At 68.8% G+C, this 14,153-nt stretch carries 12 protein-coding genes and 1 tRNA gene; 6 read left to right on the top strand and 7 right to left on the bottom strand.

What is annotated here, in order from left to right:
• The 4 genes from QZV94_RS06995 to lptF all read right to left on the bottom strand — a co-directional run bounded on the left by QZV94_RS06995 (position 1) and on the right by lptF (position 6,051).
• Positions 1 to 1,302, bottom strand: coding sequence for a peptidylprolyl isomerase (locus QZV94_RS06995; protein WP_293677091.1), 1,302 nt, complete (start codon positions 1,300 to 1,302; stop codon positions 1 to 3).
• Between the two features lie 46 nt (positions 1,303 to 1,348).
• Positions 1,349 to 3,688, bottom strand: a complete 2,340-nt coding sequence (locus QZV94_RS07000) for an LPS assembly protein LptD (RefSeq protein ID WP_293677092.1) — start codon at positions 3,686 to 3,688, stop codon at positions 1,349 to 1,351.
• Positions 3,689 to 3,790: 102 nt separating this feature from the next.
• Entirely contained in the window at positions 3,791 to 4,894 is a 1,104-nt protein-coding gene (locus tag QZV94_RS07005; RefSeq protein WP_293677093.1) for an LptF/LptG family permease, read from the bottom strand.
• Positions 4,891 to 6,051 carry an LPS export ABC transporter permease LptF gene (gene lptF, locus QZV94_RS07010; protein ID WP_293677094.1) on the bottom strand — a complete coding sequence of 387 codons (1,161 nt, stop codon included), beginning with the start codon at positions 6,049 to 6,051 and terminating at the stop codon, positions 4,891 to 4,893. Before lptF ends, QZV94_RS07005 begins: the two co-directional genes overlap by 4 nt.
• Before the next feature lie 127 nt (positions 6,052 to 6,178).
• Between lptF and QZV94_RS07015 the strand changes: the two genes are divergently transcribed.
• From QZV94_RS07015 to QZV94_RS07030, 4 genes are read left to right on the top strand one after another with little or no spacing between them, the layout of a single operon-like run.
• A complete protein-coding gene (locus QZV94_RS07015) occupies positions 6,179 to 7,627 on the top strand; it encodes a leucyl aminopeptidase (RefSeq protein WP_293677095.1) in 1,449 nt (482 codons plus the stop codon).
• Between the two features lie 22 nt (positions 7,628 to 7,649).
• Positions 7,650 to 8,342: an alpha/beta fold hydrolase gene (locus QZV94_RS07020; protein ID WP_293677096.1), complete on the top strand. Its 693-nt coding sequence runs from the start codon at positions 7,650 to 7,652 to the stop codon at positions 8,340 to 8,342.
• Entirely contained in the window at positions 8,335 to 8,805 is a 471-nt protein-coding gene (locus tag QZV94_RS07025; RefSeq protein WP_293677097.1) for a DNA polymerase III subunit chi, read from the top strand. The genes QZV94_RS07020 and QZV94_RS07025 overlap by 8 nt, the downstream gene beginning before the upstream one ends.
• The gene (locus QZV94_RS07030) at positions 8,802 to 9,137 is read left to right on the top strand and encodes an I78 family peptidase inhibitor (protein ID WP_293677098.1); all 336 of its coding nucleotides are present in this window, start codon (positions 8,802 to 8,804) and stop codon (positions 9,135 to 9,137) included. Before QZV94_RS07025 ends, QZV94_RS07030 begins: the two co-directional genes overlap by 4 nt.
• A gap of 22 nt (positions 9,138 to 9,159) precedes the next feature.
• Here QZV94_RS07030 and QZV94_RS07035 read toward each other — a convergent pair whose 3' ends face one another.
• On the bottom strand, positions 9,160 to 10,392 hold the full coding sequence (locus tag QZV94_RS07035) for a glycosyltransferase (RefSeq protein ID WP_293677099.1): 1,233 nt from the start codon (positions 10,390 to 10,392) through the stop codon (positions 9,160 to 9,162).
• Between the two features lie 46 nt (positions 10,393 to 10,438).
• Positions 10,439 to 10,521 (bottom strand) — tRNA-Leu (locus QZV94_RS07040).
• Between the two features lie 183 nt (positions 10,522 to 10,704).
• Between QZV94_RS07040 and tig the strand changes: the two genes are divergently transcribed.
• A complete protein-coding gene (gene tig, locus QZV94_RS07045; RefSeq protein WP_293677102.1) occupies positions 10,705 to 12,063 on the top strand; it encodes a trigger factor in 1,359 nt (452 codons plus the stop codon).
• A gap of 168 nt (positions 12,064 to 12,231) precedes the next feature.
• Here tig and QZV94_RS07050 read toward each other — a convergent pair whose 3' ends face one another.
• Complete coding sequence (locus tag QZV94_RS07050; RefSeq protein ID WP_293677100.1) at positions 12,232 to 12,408, bottom strand: hypothetical protein; 177 nt, start codon at positions 12,406 to 12,408, stop codon at positions 12,232 to 12,234.
• A 342-nt stretch (positions 12,409 to 12,750) separates the two neighbouring features.
• Here QZV94_RS07050 and QZV94_RS07055 point away from each other — a divergent pair.
• Positions 12,751 to 14,153: FAD-dependent oxidoreductase (locus tag QZV94_RS07055; protein ID WP_293677101.1), on the top strand; the 1,403-nt coding region annotated here is incomplete at its 3' end.

Below are 14,153 nucleotides of genomic sequence, written 5' to 3' on the forward strand. Positions count from 1 at the left end.
TCACTTCGTCTCGATGGTAGCCGAATTGCGGAGATCGCGCATGTAGCGCCGGGCGATCATGCTGAGCTGCTGGCTGAACAGGCGCTGCTCGATCTGCTCCTTGTCGACTTGGGCGGCGCCGGCCGAACGCCGGCCGCACACCGCCACCAGATGGAGGCCCGCGGCGGTGCGGATGGGCTCGGAAACCTCGCCTACCTGCAACCGGCCGGCGGCTTCCTGGAACTGCGGCGCCAGGTCGGCGACCTCGGCCTCGCCCAGGTCACCGGCGACGACGCCCTCCACCTTACCGGCGGTGGCCTCCAGGGATGCGCAGTCCTTGATCTGCGGCCGCAACGCCGCAAGCTTGGCGCGGGCGGCGGCCTCGTCCTCCGGCTTGGCCTCGGTTGGCAGCGCGACAGCCGCCTGTTTGAGGTTGACCAGGGTGGCGCTGCCGCCGGCGCGCTTGTCCTTCAGGTAAAGGATGTAGACGCCCTCCTTCACCGGGATGGGCTGCGACAGCTGGCCGGGACGCATCTGCTCCAGCGCCGCCATGGCCTCGGGCGGCACGTCGCCCGCGCTGACCCAGCCCGCGTCGCCGCCGTTGGCCGCGGTGGGCAGGGCCGAGAACTGCCGCGCGACGGCCGGGAAGGGCGCCCCCTGCTGCATCTGGGTGACCAGCTGCTGGGCGCCGGTCATGGCCTGGGGCATGCCGCCGACGCGTGTGGCGTCGATCAGCACCTCCCCGATGCTGTACTGCGGCTTGGCCGCCTCGGCGTTCAGGCGGGCCTGGGTGGCGGCGATCTGGTCGTCGCCGATCCGAAGACGGCTGCCATAGCGACCGCGGATCCAGCGGAACCAGCTGATCTGGGCCCGAAGTTGCTGCTTCAGGGTGTCGACCCCAATGCCCCGCTGCCCCAGGAACTGCACGAACTGTTCGGACGACATGTTGTTGCCCTTCGCCATCTCGGCGATTTCGGCGTTGATCTCGGCGTCGTCGGCCATGATCTCGATCTTCTGGTCGCGCTCCACGCGACGCAGTTCCTGAAACTGCAGTTGCTCGTCGACCAGGGAGACCAGCGCCTCGCGCTGGAACTGCGGCAGGTTCTCCTCGGTGGGCTGCACGCCCGAGGTGGCGATCAACAGGCGGATGCGCTGGCCCAGGTCGTAGGTGGAGACGATGTCGTCGTTCACCACGGCCGCCACGGATTCGGTGAGGCCCGCGGGGGCCTGCTGGCCGCGCGCCTGCGGAGCTGCGGCCACGGCGAGCAGGGCGCAGGCGAGCAGCGCGCCCCGCGACGTCGAGCCCGTCAGATAACGCTTCATGGACGAGAGTTTCTTCCTTGAGGAGCCGTGCACTTCGGCCACCATACTACCTGCCACTGAATGAGCCGCCCAATGTGGCGAGCGTTAGGCGCACGGAGACTGATTCACTGGGTAGCAGACGACCTATCACCGTGTCCTCGCGGCGATAGATCACATCGACGCGCAGACAGTCGTCCCGATAGAACACGCCGTAGTCGCGGATGACCCACGCGTCGTTTCGCAGGTCGCGGTTGCCGTACAGGCTGACACCATAGTTCTTCGACAGGTAGATCTCGCCGCCGATGTCGAGATTCTCGCGCTTGACGCCATTGATGTCGAAGTCGTCAGTCAGGTAGCGGATGAAGCCGGAGCCGTATTTGTTGGAGGCGTTCGCGCCGGCCTCGAGGCGGTGAATGTCCAGGGTGTCGGAATCGAGCCGGGCGCGGGTGAAGAGCGACAGGCCGCGGATCGGCTGCGCGCTGGCCGCCACGATCCAGTCGGAGGCCTTGGTGCGCAGGCCCGACCGGTCGGTGAAGACCGCGTTGCGCTCGGTGCGGAAGCTGCGGCCGACCAGGAAGTTGGCTCGCCGGCCGTCGTCCCACAGCACCTCGGCCCGGCCCGCCACGTTCAGCCGCACGCCGTCCTCGTAGAGGTCGTAGCCGGGGAACTTGTTGGGGCGGAACAGGGTGCTTTCGTCGAACTCGAAGGCCACGCTGTCCTCGTTCAGGTAGATGGGCTGGCCGGCCGCGTCGCGGCCAATCACCACCTGCTTGGCGTTGGGCGAGGCCACCAGCTGGGCCACGGGCTCCAGGACGATGGTGGCGTCCTTGGTCCGCTTGAACAGCGGGTAGGTGATGTCCACCCCGCCGGTCGCCAGCGCGCGGGCGGTGTTGTCGCTGCGCGTCGCCGATCCGACGCCGGTCAGGATATCGTGCAGCTGATAGGCGTCGCCGCGGACGCTGACGAACGGCTCGAAGCGCAGCCCGCCGCTGGAAATGTAGGCGCGACGCCAGTCGAGCTCGCCGGTGACGCGGGCGCTGTCGAGGCCGGGCAGCCGGGCGGCCAGATTGGTCGGCGACTGCTCGCGGGCCAGGACCACGCCGGACGTGTGGGCGCGCAGGCGGCCGCCGAGCAGCTTGCCCGCAGGCTCGTAGTGGCCCTCGATAAGCGGGCCGATCACCGGGAATACGCGGTCGTTCTCGCCCCTGGCGAAGCCGGTGACGGGGTCGATCGCGCCCGGCCGCAGTCCCTGGATGGTCATCGCCGCCACCGAGAAGTACGAGCGCTGGTCCTGGCGGATCGAATAGATCTGGCTGATCAGCCGCCGGTCGTCGGCGACATAGGGTCCGCGGGTGTCGTAGACCTTGCTCACCTCGTACTTGTCGAAGATCAGGTCGTCGGAGGTGCGCTCGGCGGTGAAGCCCCAGCGCCACTTCTCGTCGATCTGGAACGCACCGCGGCCCAGGATGTAGCTGCGATCGGCGCCCGTTCCGCGGATTTCGTTGCCCTTGCCGTCGAAGTCGCGGGCGTGGGTGTAGCCGAATCGCAGGTCGACATCGCCGGAGTAGAACCTGTGCCGCAGCTGGGCATTGAGGAACGGCGCGATCTTGGAGTTGACCTGCGGGCTGATGATCAGGTCGGTCGACTTGTCGATCACCCAGTAATACGGCTGCTCGTAGGAGGCGCCCCGGCGGTCCGAGGCCGAGGCCTTGGGCACCAGGAACCCCGACACCCGCTCGGCCTTGGGGTCCGCGTTCCAGAACACCGGCAGGTAGGCCACCGTCACGCCGAATAGGCGGAAGCGCGCGTTGCGGTAGTAGACGACGCGCCGCTTGGCGTCGCGCACCACCCGCTCCGCGGCGATCGACCAGGTGGGAGTCTTCGGCGTGCCGTCCTTGGCGCAGATCTCGCAGGGCGTGTAGATCGCCCGGTTGAGTTCCTGGATGTTCTCGTTGCGCTTGGCGGCGGTGGCTGCGGCGATCTTGACGTTCTGTTGGAGGCGCGCGGAGAAGCCCAGCGCCACGCCGGCCTTCAGTTCGTCGTCCAGCACGATCTCGTTCGCGAACTCCGCCGTGCCGTCGGTGTTGACGATGACGATGTGCCCGTTGGCGCGCACCACGCCGGTCTTGTCGTTATAGGTCAGGCGATCGGCCCGCAGCGTGCGGCCGTTGTAGCGGATCTCGACATTGCCCTGGGCGGTCGTCAGGCCTTCCTTGTCGTCACGGACGACCTCGTCGGCCTCCATGTACATCTCGTCCTTCTGCAGGCCGTCGGCGGCGCCCTTGTGGGGCTCAGCCGGGGCAGGCGTCTGGGCGTGGGCGTGGCCGCAGCTCAACAGGGCCAGCGCCGCCCCTGCCAGGAGGGCGCGTTTGCCAGAGGATCGCGGCCAGCGCCGAGGCGGACTCATCAAACTTCTCGATCCCCAAAGGCGGCTGGTCAGGCGCGTTGGTTGTCCGGCGCACGTCTACTTGTGTCAGCCCTGCGATGCATAGCCCCGCCGGCAGAGGATTCAACCGTCTTCGGTGTAGCAAAGCAGGCTGACGCCGGCGAGCAGCGCCACCACCGCCGGCGCCCAGGCCGCCGCGAACAGCGGGATGATGTCCGCCTTCGCCAGCGCGCCCGAGAACTGGTTGAAGAAGAACAGGATGAACCCCAGCGCCACCCCGGCGCCGGCCAGGCCCGCCAGGCCCCCCAACCGGGTCAGGCGCATGGAGAAGGCGGCCGCCAGGATCGCCATCGCCGCGAACAGCAGCGGCGTCGCCAGGAGCTGCTGGAAGCGAAGCCGGTAACCGGAGGCCGAGAAGCCCGCCTGCTCGGTCAGATGGATGGCCCGCGGCAGCCGCCAGAAGGCGATCGCCTCCGGCGAGGCGAGCCGTTCCATCGCCGCCTCCTGGTCCAGGGTCGAGCGGATAGACAGGGTTTCGGAGCGAATCGACGAATCCCCCGCGGTCGCCTCGCGGACGTCCTTCAGCCGCCAGAACCCGGGCATCAGGGTCGCCTCGCCCGCTTCCAGCCGGCGGCGGAATTCCGGCGCCCCCTTGGCGTTCTTCTCGTAGATGAACAGCGACACGCCCCGCAGCGTCACCAGGCCCTTGGCCATGTCGCGCGCCTTGGCGTGGATCACGATCTGGGTGGTGTCGTCGCCCTGGCGCAGCCAGATGTCCTTGGGCTGGTCGCCCAGATAGTTCTCCATGATGCGCGCCCGCTGCATCTCGAATCGGGCGCTGAGCGCCGCCGCCAGCGGGTTGAGGCCGCCCACGGCGAACACGCCCAGCAGCAGGGACACGCCCGCCGAGGGGAGGATGAAGCGCCAGGCGGACACGCCAGCGGCCCGCATGGCCACCAGCTCGCTGCGCCGGTTCATCACCACGAAGGCGCCGATGCCGCCGAACAGGAAACAGATCGGCAGCAGGATCTGGATTATCGACGGCACCCGCAGCAGGGTCAGCTCGAAGATGCTGTCCGGCCCCACGTCTGCGCGGGTGCCGACCTGGCTGGTCAACTCCACGAACTGGATCAGCACCACCACCGCGGAGATCACCGCCAGAGCGGTGATCACGCCCAGCACCAGATGGCCGATCACATAGCGTTCGATTCGCCCGAAGCCGATCATGCGCGGGCTCCCAGTGGGAGGGAGGGCGGCGGCGGGGGCGCCGCGGGGCGAGGCCGCGAAATGTCGATGTGGCGGCTCACCCTCTGACGGAAGATGGCGGCCAGCGCGCCCCAGGTGGCGGCCAGCGGGACGACGTACTGCAGGACGTTCAGCCAGGCCTCCTCCTCGCAGGCCGACTGCACCTGGAAGCCGACCAGCCGCACGACCGCGGCGATCGCGCTGAGGGCGGCGATGCGGCGGCCGTAGCCCAGGCGCGAGAACCCGCCGCCCAGGATGGCGCACAGGGCCAGCGCCATGGCGGCGATGTTGTAGAGCGGCGAGGCCAGCCGCGCGTGGCCCTCGGCCAGCAGTTCGAGACGGTTGCGACGCTCCCAGTCCTGCTGCAGGTCGGGGAAGAACAGCTCGTGCAGGTAGCGGTCCGAGGGCTTGTAGTGGACCAGCTCGTCGGTGTTCGCCAGCGGCGCCAGGTCGAAGGTGTAGTAGTCGAAGGTGATGTAGTTGAGCACGCCCTGGCTGGAGAACTCCTGGTTGGAGCCGTTCAGCATCACCAGCACGGGACGGCCGTTCGCCTGGCCCACATGGCCGTTCTCGGCGGTGTAGGTGGTGGTCGACCCATCGGGCTTGATCTGGTGGATGAACAGGTTGTGCAGGTTTCCCCGGCCGTCCACGCCCTGGGCGTAGACCGTCAGTCCCGGGGTCGGCTCGGTGAACTCGCCCTCGCGCACCAGCGTGGCGGCCAGGTCGGCCTTCACGCTGAACATCTCCTGGCGCATGGCCTTGTAGGTCGTGGGCTGGACGAAGAGGTTCATCAGCAGCGCCAGGAAGGCCACGGTGGCCGCCAGTCGCATCGCCGGGCTGATCACCCGCCACCGGCTCATGCCGCTGGCGAAACAGACCACGATCTCCTGCTCGGTGTGCAGCCGGTTCAGTCCCACCAGCGCGGCCACGAACACGGCCACGGGCAGGATCAGGTTGATCAGCTGCGGCATGTAGAGCAGCGTCACCTTCAGGAACACGAGCGCGCTCTGCCGCTGGTTCACGATCAGGTCGAGGCCGGCCAGGCTCTGGCTCAGGAGCGCGACAGCCGTCAGCGCCAGGGTCGCGAGCGCGACCGGCCCCAACAGCTGGCGCAGGAGATATCGGTCGATCAGGCGCATCTAGCTTGCGAAAAACGGCTCACCGGGAGAATTGGACGCGCCCCGGCCGCGGACCTGTTCTAAACCATGCGTCGCCGCGCCGTACAACCTGACCTGGGCGCGCGCTGGGAGCCGAGAGAGACTGCCGATGGACATCGAATTCGTTGCGGCTGGGGCCGCTGTTCCGGCCAAGACAGCCGTTGCGCGCATCGTGTTCGAAGGCGCGGCGTACGATGGCGCGCTGGCTCAGGCGGTCGCCGCCAGCCGCTTTACCGGCGGCAAGGGCCAGACCCTCGACATCCTGGCGCCGCAGGGCGAGAGCGCCGCGCGCCTGGTCCTGGTCGGCGCCGGCAAACAGGACGCCTTCGACGCGCTCGCCGCCGAACAGGCTGCCGCGACGGGCTACGCCGCGGTCAAGACCTCCGGCCTGGCGACATTGCGCATCGAGCATGCGGGCGGGCTCGACATCGCCACTCACGCGGCCCTCGGCGTGCGCCTGGGCAGCTATCGTTTCGACCGCTACCGGACGACCGAGAAGGCCGACAGAAAGCCGTCGATCACCAAGACCCAGATCGTCGCGCCCGACGTGGACGCCGCTCTGGACGCGTTCGCGCCGATGAGCGCCGTCGCCGATGGCGTCAGCTTCACCCGCGACCTGGTCTCCGAGCCGCCGAACGTCCTGTACCCGGCCGAATTCGCGGCGCGCGTGAAGAACCTTGAGGCCATGGGCCTGGAGGTCGAGATCCTCGGCGAGACCGAGATGATGAAGCTGGGCATGGGGGCGCTGCTGGCCGTTGGCCAGGGCAGCATCCGCGAGAGCCAGCTGGCTGTGATCAAGTGGTACGGCGCGGCCGACCGCACGGCCCAGCCCATCGCCTTCGTCGGCAAGGGCGTCTGCTTCGACACCGGCGGCATCTCCATCAAGCCCGCCGAGAACATGGACGACATGAAGTGGGACATGGGTGGCGCCGGGACGGTGGCCGGGCTCATGCACGCGCTTGCCGGCCGCAAGGCCAAGGTCAACGCTATCGGCATCCTCGGCCTGGTGGAGAACATGCCCGACGCCAACGCCTACCGGCCCGGCGACGTGCTGACCTCCATGTCGGGCCAGACCATCGAGGTGATCAACACCGACGCCGAGGGCCGCCTCGTGCTGGCCGACGCACTCTGGTACTGCCAGGACCGCTTCAAGCCGAAGTTCATGGTCGACCTGGCCACGCTTACCGGCGCGGTGATCATCGCGCTCGGGAACGACTACGCCGGCTGCTACGCCAACAACGAGGAACTCGCCGCCAACCTGCTGGCCGCGGCCAAGGCGGAGGACGAGGGCCTGTGGCGGATGCCGCTGCCGGAGGCCTACAACAAGCAGATCGACTCCATGATCGCCGATATGAAGAACACCGGCGGCCGGCCGGGCGGTTCGATCACCGCGGCGCTGTTCCTGCAGAAGTACGTGGGCAGCACCCCCTGGGCGCACCTCGACATCGCCGGCACCGCCTGGAGGAAACCGTCGTCGGTGGCGACCATTCCGGACGGCGCCGTGGGCTTTGGCGTGCGGCTGCTGAACCGGATGGTGGCCGACAAGTACGAAGGCTGAGGCGCGCAGGTCCGCTCTGGTCATGGCGCGTCTGGTCCTGCTGCACAGCCCCTTCGTGGGACCCGCCAGCTGGGGCGGCGTGGCGGCTGAACTGAGCCGCCGGGGACATGCGGTGACCACGCCGGTGTGGCCAAGGCTGGAGCCGATCCCGGACAACTTCTACCGGACCCTGGCGCAGGACATGGCCGCGCAGATCGAGACGGGCGAGGGCGCGCCCATCCTCGTCGCCCACAGCGGCGGCGGCGCCCTGATCCCGGCGCTGGAGGCCGCGCTCGCCACGGCTCCGGCCGGGGTGATCCTGGTTGACGCCATCCTGCCGCATCCCGGCAAGGCCTGGCTGGAGACCGCCCCGCCGCAGCTTGCCCTGCAACTTCGCAACGGCGTGGACGCCGGCCTGTTGCCGCCGTGGGACCAGTGGTGGCCGCCGGGCGCCCTGGAGCGCCTGGTGCCCGACGCGGCTGCGCGCACGGCGCTGGTGTCCGAACTCGAGGGGCTGCCGCTCGATTACCTCGAGGAGCAGGCGCCGGCGATGACGCTGTCGTCGCCCGCCGCCTATCTGCAGCTCAGCGGCGCCTATGACGACGAGGGCCAATACGCGGTTCGGCAGGGCTGGCCAGTCGTGCGCCTTCCGCTGCATCATCTGGCCATGCTGACCCACGCCGAAGCCGTCGCCGGGGCCATCGACGGCCTGGCCGCGAGGCTACCGCATGCCTGAGGGGACGACGGCGGGCGCCTGCGAGGTCTGGTTCTACCACCTGGAGCGCACCGGGCTGGACCAGGCGCTGCCCGAACTCCTGGAGAAGACCCTGCAACGCGGATGGAAGGCGATCGTCCGCTCCGCCGCGCCGGACCGCATCGAACATCTGGACGCCTGGCTGTGGAGCTATCGCGACGAGAGCTTCCTGCCCCATGCGCCGGCCGACGAACCCGGCGCCGCGCGCCAGCCCATCCTGCTGACCACGGGGCCGGAGAACCCCAATGCCGCCGACGCCCTGTTCCTGGTGGACGGCGCCGAAGCCGGCGACCTCACGGGCTACCAGCGCTGTATCGTGGTCTTCGACGGGGCCGACGACGCGCAGTTGCAGAGCGCCCGGCAACAGTTCCGCGAGTCGAAGGCCAAGGGGTTGCCCGTGTCCTACTGGAAGCAGCAGGCCCGCGGCTGGGAGAAGCAGGCATGAGACGCGTCCTCCTGGCCACGGCGGTCCTGCTCATGGCCGGCTGCGAATCCACGCCCCGCCTGCCGATCGTCCCGCCGCACCGCGCGGCCCAGCCCGAGCCGCCGGACCCGCCGCCCGTCGTCGTCCCCGAACCCGTCGCCGACACCTGTGGCGCCAGGCCGATGCAAAGCCTGATCGGGCGTCCCCGCACGGAGATCCCCATCCCGCTCCGCCCGGAACGCCAGCGCGTCGTCTGCACCACCTGCCCGATGACCATGGACTACGTGCCTGAGCGCCTGAACTTCCTGTTCGACGCCGCGACGGGGCTGATCAAGGAGGTGCGCTGCGGGTAGCGGACGAGGTGGGGCCTGCGACCTAAGCGCTCGGGATCTCCGCCCCCAACTCCCGCAGCAGGGCCAGCCACGCCTCGCGTCCCTTGGCCCGGCTGAACTTCGCCACCGCAGTCGCCCGCGCGGCGGCCCGCATGGGCGCGGTGGCCGCCGGGTCGCGGCAGGCCGCGATCATCGCGTCCGACAAGGCGTCCACATCGAAGAACGGCAGCAGCCGCCCGTCGACCCCGTCGGTGATGGCGTCGTGCAGCGGGGCGGTGTCGGAGCCGATCACGTAGCAGCCGCTGGCCATGGCCTCGGCCAGCGACCACGAGAGCACGAACGGATAGGTGTAGTAGACGTGCGCCGCCCCCAGCCGCAGCGCCGCCAGCATCCGCGCGTGCTCGACCTTGCCGAGGAAGTGGACGCGGGCCGGATCGTAGTCGACGCCGGCGAAGCAGGTCTCCTGCCACGTGCCGCCGCCCGGCGCGTTGCCGCCGTAGGCCTGCCCCGTCTGCTTGCCGATCAGCAGCACCTGCGCCTCGGGGACCTCGGCCAGCAGCCGCGGGAGGGCGCGGGCGACGATGTGCAGGCCCCGCAGCGGCTCCATGTGGTTGTTCACATAGGTGACCACCGGCGTCCCGGGCGCGATCACCCGGCCGTCGTCCAGCACGAACGGCCGCGCAGGTCCCGGCCGGATCGCCTCGACGTCGACGCCCTCGTGGATCACTCGCGCTCGCTCTCGGAACGCCACCGGCAGAGCGGCAGCCTGGAACTCGGTCGGCGCCACGATCGCGTCGGCCTGCGCATAGGCCAGCGCCATCACCGCGTTCTTGGCCTCGACCCGCAGCGCCGCCACCTCGTCGAAGGGCAGGAACTCCACGTCGAAGTCCACGTCGTAGCCGCGGCCGTGATAGTAGAATTCCGCGAACGCCACTTGCCGGGCGTGCGGGAACACCTGGGCCATGTAGGTCATCTCGCCCCAGCCCGGATGGCCGACGATGACCGCCGGGTCCCAACCCTCCGCCTTCAGCGCGCGCGCCGCCTCGAACGCCCCCTTCGCCCGGATCAGGTCCGCCTCGGCGCGGACCGCCTCCGGCAGGATCCCCGGCGTCGAGCCCCTCGCCAGGCTGTAGCGCACCAGCCGGACGCCCGGGATGCCCGGCGCGTGGTTCTGACCCACCGCCACGCAGGGCGCGCCGCGGGCAGCGAGGGTCTCGGCGAGGTCCCGGAATTGGCCGGGGAAGTTGTTGTGCAGGAAGAGAACGCCGCGCGGCATGGCCGACTTCTGCCCGGCCAGGCCGCGGCTGTCACCTCCGGCAGAGTGGTGCGGCTAGAGGGACTCGAACCCCCACGGTTGCCCGGTAGGACCTAAACCTACTGCGTCTACCAATTCCGCCATAGCCGCGCGCGACTGCCATCGCGGCCCTGCGGCGGCGCGTCAAGGGGGCAGGGGGCTTGGACGCGTTCGCGCGGCGTGACATAAGGGCGCCCGCGCGCCGCCGGGCCTTGTTCGGCGGCTTTCCCTGTTTGGTTTGAGAGGCGGACGCGGCGCGATTTGCGCCCCAGGTCCCGGAAGCTGAAGATGTCGATACAGATCGTTGAGAAGTCCGGTGAAGGTCTTAGCCGGGTCTATGGCGTTACGGTGCCGGCGTCCGACCTGACGGAGCGGCTCGAGGCCCGCGTCGCAGAGATCACCCCGACCCTCAACATCAAGGGCTTCCGGCCCGGCAAGGTGCCGCCAGGCCATGTGCGCCGGCTCTACGGCAAGCAGCTGATGAGCGAAGTCGTCCAGGCGAGCGTCAACGAGAGCACCCAGAAGGTGCTGACCGACAACAACCTGCGGCCCGCCGGCGAGCCCGAACTGAAGCCGGAAGGCGACTTCGAGGCGGTGATGGATGGCAAGGCGGATCTCGCCTACGAGCTCTCCATCGACCTGATGCCGGACTTCGAGCCGGTGGACGCCGCCACGCTGACGCTGTCGCGGCCCGTCTATGCGCCGACCGCCGAGGAGATCGACGAGGCCGTCGCCGATCTGGCCAAGCAGAACCGCACCTTCGAGCCGCGCACGGGCAAGACCGTCAAGGCCAAGGATGGCGACCAGGTCGTGATCGATTTCGTGGGCCGGGTGGACGGCGAGGCCTTCGAGGGCGGCACGGCCACCGACGTGGAACTGGTGCTGGGCTCCGGCCAGTTCATCCCAGGCTTCGAGGAGCAGCTGGTCGGCGCCAAGCCCGACAGCGAGCTGACGGTGAAGGTCACCTTCCCGGAGAACTACCAGGCCGCGAACCTGGCCGGCAAATCCGCCGAGTTCGAGACCAAGGTCAAGGAAGTCCGTGGCCCGGTGGACAGCCCGGCCGACGACGCCTTCGCCGAACGCCTGGGCATCGAGAACCTGGAGAAGCTCAAGGAGCTGGTGAAGGGCAACCTGGAGCAGCAGTACGAAGGCGCGTCCCGCTTCAAGCTGAAGCGCGCCCTGCTGGATGTGCTCGACACCAAGCACGATTTCCCCCTGCCGCCGAAGATGGTCGAGGCAGAGTTCGCTTCCATCTGGAGCCAGGTGCAGCAGGACAAGGAGACCGGCGACCTGCCGCCCGAGGACGCGGACAAGCCCGAGGAGCAGCTCACCAAGGAATACCGCAAGATCGCCGAGCGCCGGGTGCGCCTGGGCCTGGTGCTGGCCGAGATCGGCCGCGCCAACAACGTCCAGGTGACCGACCAGGAGCTGAACCAGGCGATCATGGCCGAGGCCCGCAAGTACGGCGCCCAGGCTCAGGAGGTGTTCAACCTGCTCCGCGAGAACCAGAACGCCCAGGCGCAACTGCGCGCCCCGATCTTCGAGGACAAGGTCGTCGACCTCATCGTCTCCAAGGCGAACGTCGAGGACAAGGCCGTCTCGAAGGACGAGCTGATGAAGGAAGACGACCTGCCGGACGGGTATTCCGAGTAGCGCCCAGCGGTCCCTATCCCGGTTTTTCGCGACGCGAAGGACCGGGCCACAACGATCGACGGCGCCGACCCTGGCTGGGCGGCGCCGTTTCGATTCCTACACTGGCGGGGAAACTACGGGCCCGGTCTTCGCCTGCGGCGGAACCGGGACGACAGCCCCTGTCGTGCCTCAGAGCGACCGCAGCCGGCGCAGCATCTCCGGGTTTTCCATCTGCGCCCGGCGCTCGTTGATCGCGCGGTGCAGATCCAGGGTCTCGCCGGGGTCCAGCGGCGAGGTCACCTCCGGCGGCAGGATATCGAACGCTGAAGACAAGGACTCGGGCACGCGATCGGTCGGCATGTCCATGGCAGTCTCCCTCACCCCGCCCAAGCGGGGCCTCTCGCCCTCAGTTAAGGTATCATTCACCTGTCACGAACGACAAGCGTCGGGCGCCCGGAATGGCCCGTGCCGCGATCACATGCTGGTGTGGAAGATCATGCCTCCACAGGCGCCAGGAAGGTCCAGGTTTTCAGGGTCACAAAGGACGGAAAACCGTGAACTTTACTGAGGAATCGGTTGGCTTCCGTAAGGCGGGGGCCGTAAGTTGGGCACAACAAACGCCGCGTCGGGGTGCGGAGCCATCCTCTGCTTTGGGGCAGGGAACGACTCAAGCCTCGGGAGGAGTGCGTCCCGGGAAGGAAGCGAGTTTTGCACCGCACGCGTGAGATTGGGTCCGACTACTTCCACAAGGTCGTCGATTGCCAGTATGCCTGTCCGGCCCACACCCCCGTGCCGGAATACATCCGCCTAATCGCGGACGGGCGATATTCCGACGCCTACATGATCAATTGGAAGTCGAACGTCTTCCCCGGAATCCTCGGGCGGACCTGCGACCGCCCCTGTGAGCCGGCCTGCCGCCGCGGCCGTGTGGAGGAGGAGCCGGTCGCCATTTGCCGGCTGAAGAGGGTGGCGGCGGACATGAAGTCCGACGTCTCCGACCGGATGCCGCCCCCGGCCACGGCGTCCAACGGCAAGCGCATCGCCCTCGTGGGCTGCGGGCCGGCCTCCCTGACGGTCGCGCGCGACCTGGCCCCCCTGGGCTACCAGCTCACCATCTTCGACAAGGACGAGAAGTCCGCGGGCATGATCCGCAGTCAGATCCCGCGCTTCCGCCTGCCGGAAGAGGTGATCGACGAGGAGGTGGGCTACATCGCCGGCCTCGGCGGCATCGACATGCGCTTCGGCGTGACCATCGACAGTCTGTCGGCGCTCCGGGCGGAGGGCTACGACGCCATCTTCGTGGGCTCCGGCGCGCCGCGCGGCCGTGACCTCGACCTGCCGGGACGCCAGGAAGCCGCCGCGAACATCCACATCGGCATCGACTGGCTCTCTTCGGTCTCCTTCGGTCACATCGAGAAGATCGGTCGGCGCGTCATCGTGCTGGGCGGCGGCAACACCGCGATGGACTGCTGCCGCACCTCGCGCCGCCTGGGCGGCGACGACGTCAAGGTGATCGTCCGCTCCGGCTTCGAGGAGATGAAGGCGTCGCCCTGGGAGAAGGAGGACGCGATGCACGAGGACATCCCGATCCTCAACTTCCGCGTCCCCAAGGCCTTCACCCACGAGAACGGCCGGCTGACCGGGGTCACCTTCGAGGTGGTCGAGGCCCTGTTCGACGCCAAGGGCCGCCGCAAGCTGGTCCCCTCCGGTGAGCCGGACGAGCATTACCCGTGCGACGACGTGCTCGTGGCCGTGGGCCAGGAAAACGCCTTTCCCTGGATCGAGAAGGACATCGGCCTGGAGTTCGACGAGTGGGAGATGCCGAAGGTCGACGCCGTCACCTTCCAGTCCACCGTCCCCAACATCTTCTTCGGCGGCGACGCGGCGTTCGGGCCGAAGAACATCATCTGGGCCGTCGCCCAGGGCCACGAGGCGGCGGTGTCGATCCACAAGTTCTGCCAGGGCGAGGACGTCGCCCAGCGCCCGCCGCCCGGCGCCACCCTCGTGAGCCAGAAGATGGGCATCCACGAGTGGAGCTACGACAACGACATCTCCACCGGGTTTCCCCATCGCCGAGCGCGAGGAGCCGCACGCGAGCCCGGGATGGAGCT

This window comes from uncultured Phenylobacterium sp., assembly GCF_902826855.1.
Classification (GTDB): Bacteria; Pseudomonadota; Alphaproteobacteria; order Caulobacterales; family Caulobacteraceae; genus Phenylobacterium.

Excerpts from the sequence above, each read along its gene's own strand:
- QZV94_RS06995 (WP_293677091.1), bottom strand. The coding sequence starts at position 1,302 with ATGAAGCGTTATCTGACGGGCTCGACGTCGCGGGGCGCGCTGCTCGCC.
- QZV94_RS07000 (WP_293677092.1), bottom strand. The coding sequence starts at position 3,688 with ATGAGTCCGCCTCGGCGCTGGCCGCGATCCTCTGGCAAACGCGCCCTC.
- QZV94_RS07005 (WP_293677093.1), bottom strand. The coding sequence starts at position 4,894 with ATGATCGGCTTCGGGCGAATCGAACGCTATGTGATCGGCCATCTGGTG.
- lptF (WP_293677094.1), bottom strand. The coding sequence starts at position 6,051 with ATGCGCCTGATCGACCGATATCTCCTGCGCCAGCTGTTGGGGCCGGTC.
- QZV94_RS07015 (WP_293677095.1), top strand. The coding sequence starts at position 6,179 with ATGGACATCGAATTCGTTGCGGCTGGGGCCGCTGTTCCGGCCAAGACA.
- QZV94_RS07020 (WP_293677096.1), top strand. The coding sequence starts at position 7,650 with ATGGCGCGTCTGGTCCTGCTGCACAGCCCCTTCGTGGGACCCGCCAGC.
- QZV94_RS07025 (WP_293677097.1), top strand. The coding sequence starts at position 8,335 with ATGCCTGAGGGGACGACGGCGGGCGCCTGCGAGGTCTGGTTCTACCAC.
- QZV94_RS07030 (WP_293677098.1), top strand. The coding sequence starts at position 8,802 with ATGAGACGCGTCCTCCTGGCCACGGCGGTCCTGCTCATGGCCGGCTGC.
- QZV94_RS07035 (WP_293677099.1), bottom strand. The coding sequence starts at position 10,392 with ATGCCGCGCGGCGTTCTCTTCCTGCACAACAACTTCCCCGGCCAATTC.
- QZV94_RS07050 (WP_293677100.1), bottom strand. The coding sequence starts at position 12,408 with ATGGACATGCCGACCGATCGCGTGCCCGAGTCCTTGTCTTCAGCGTTC.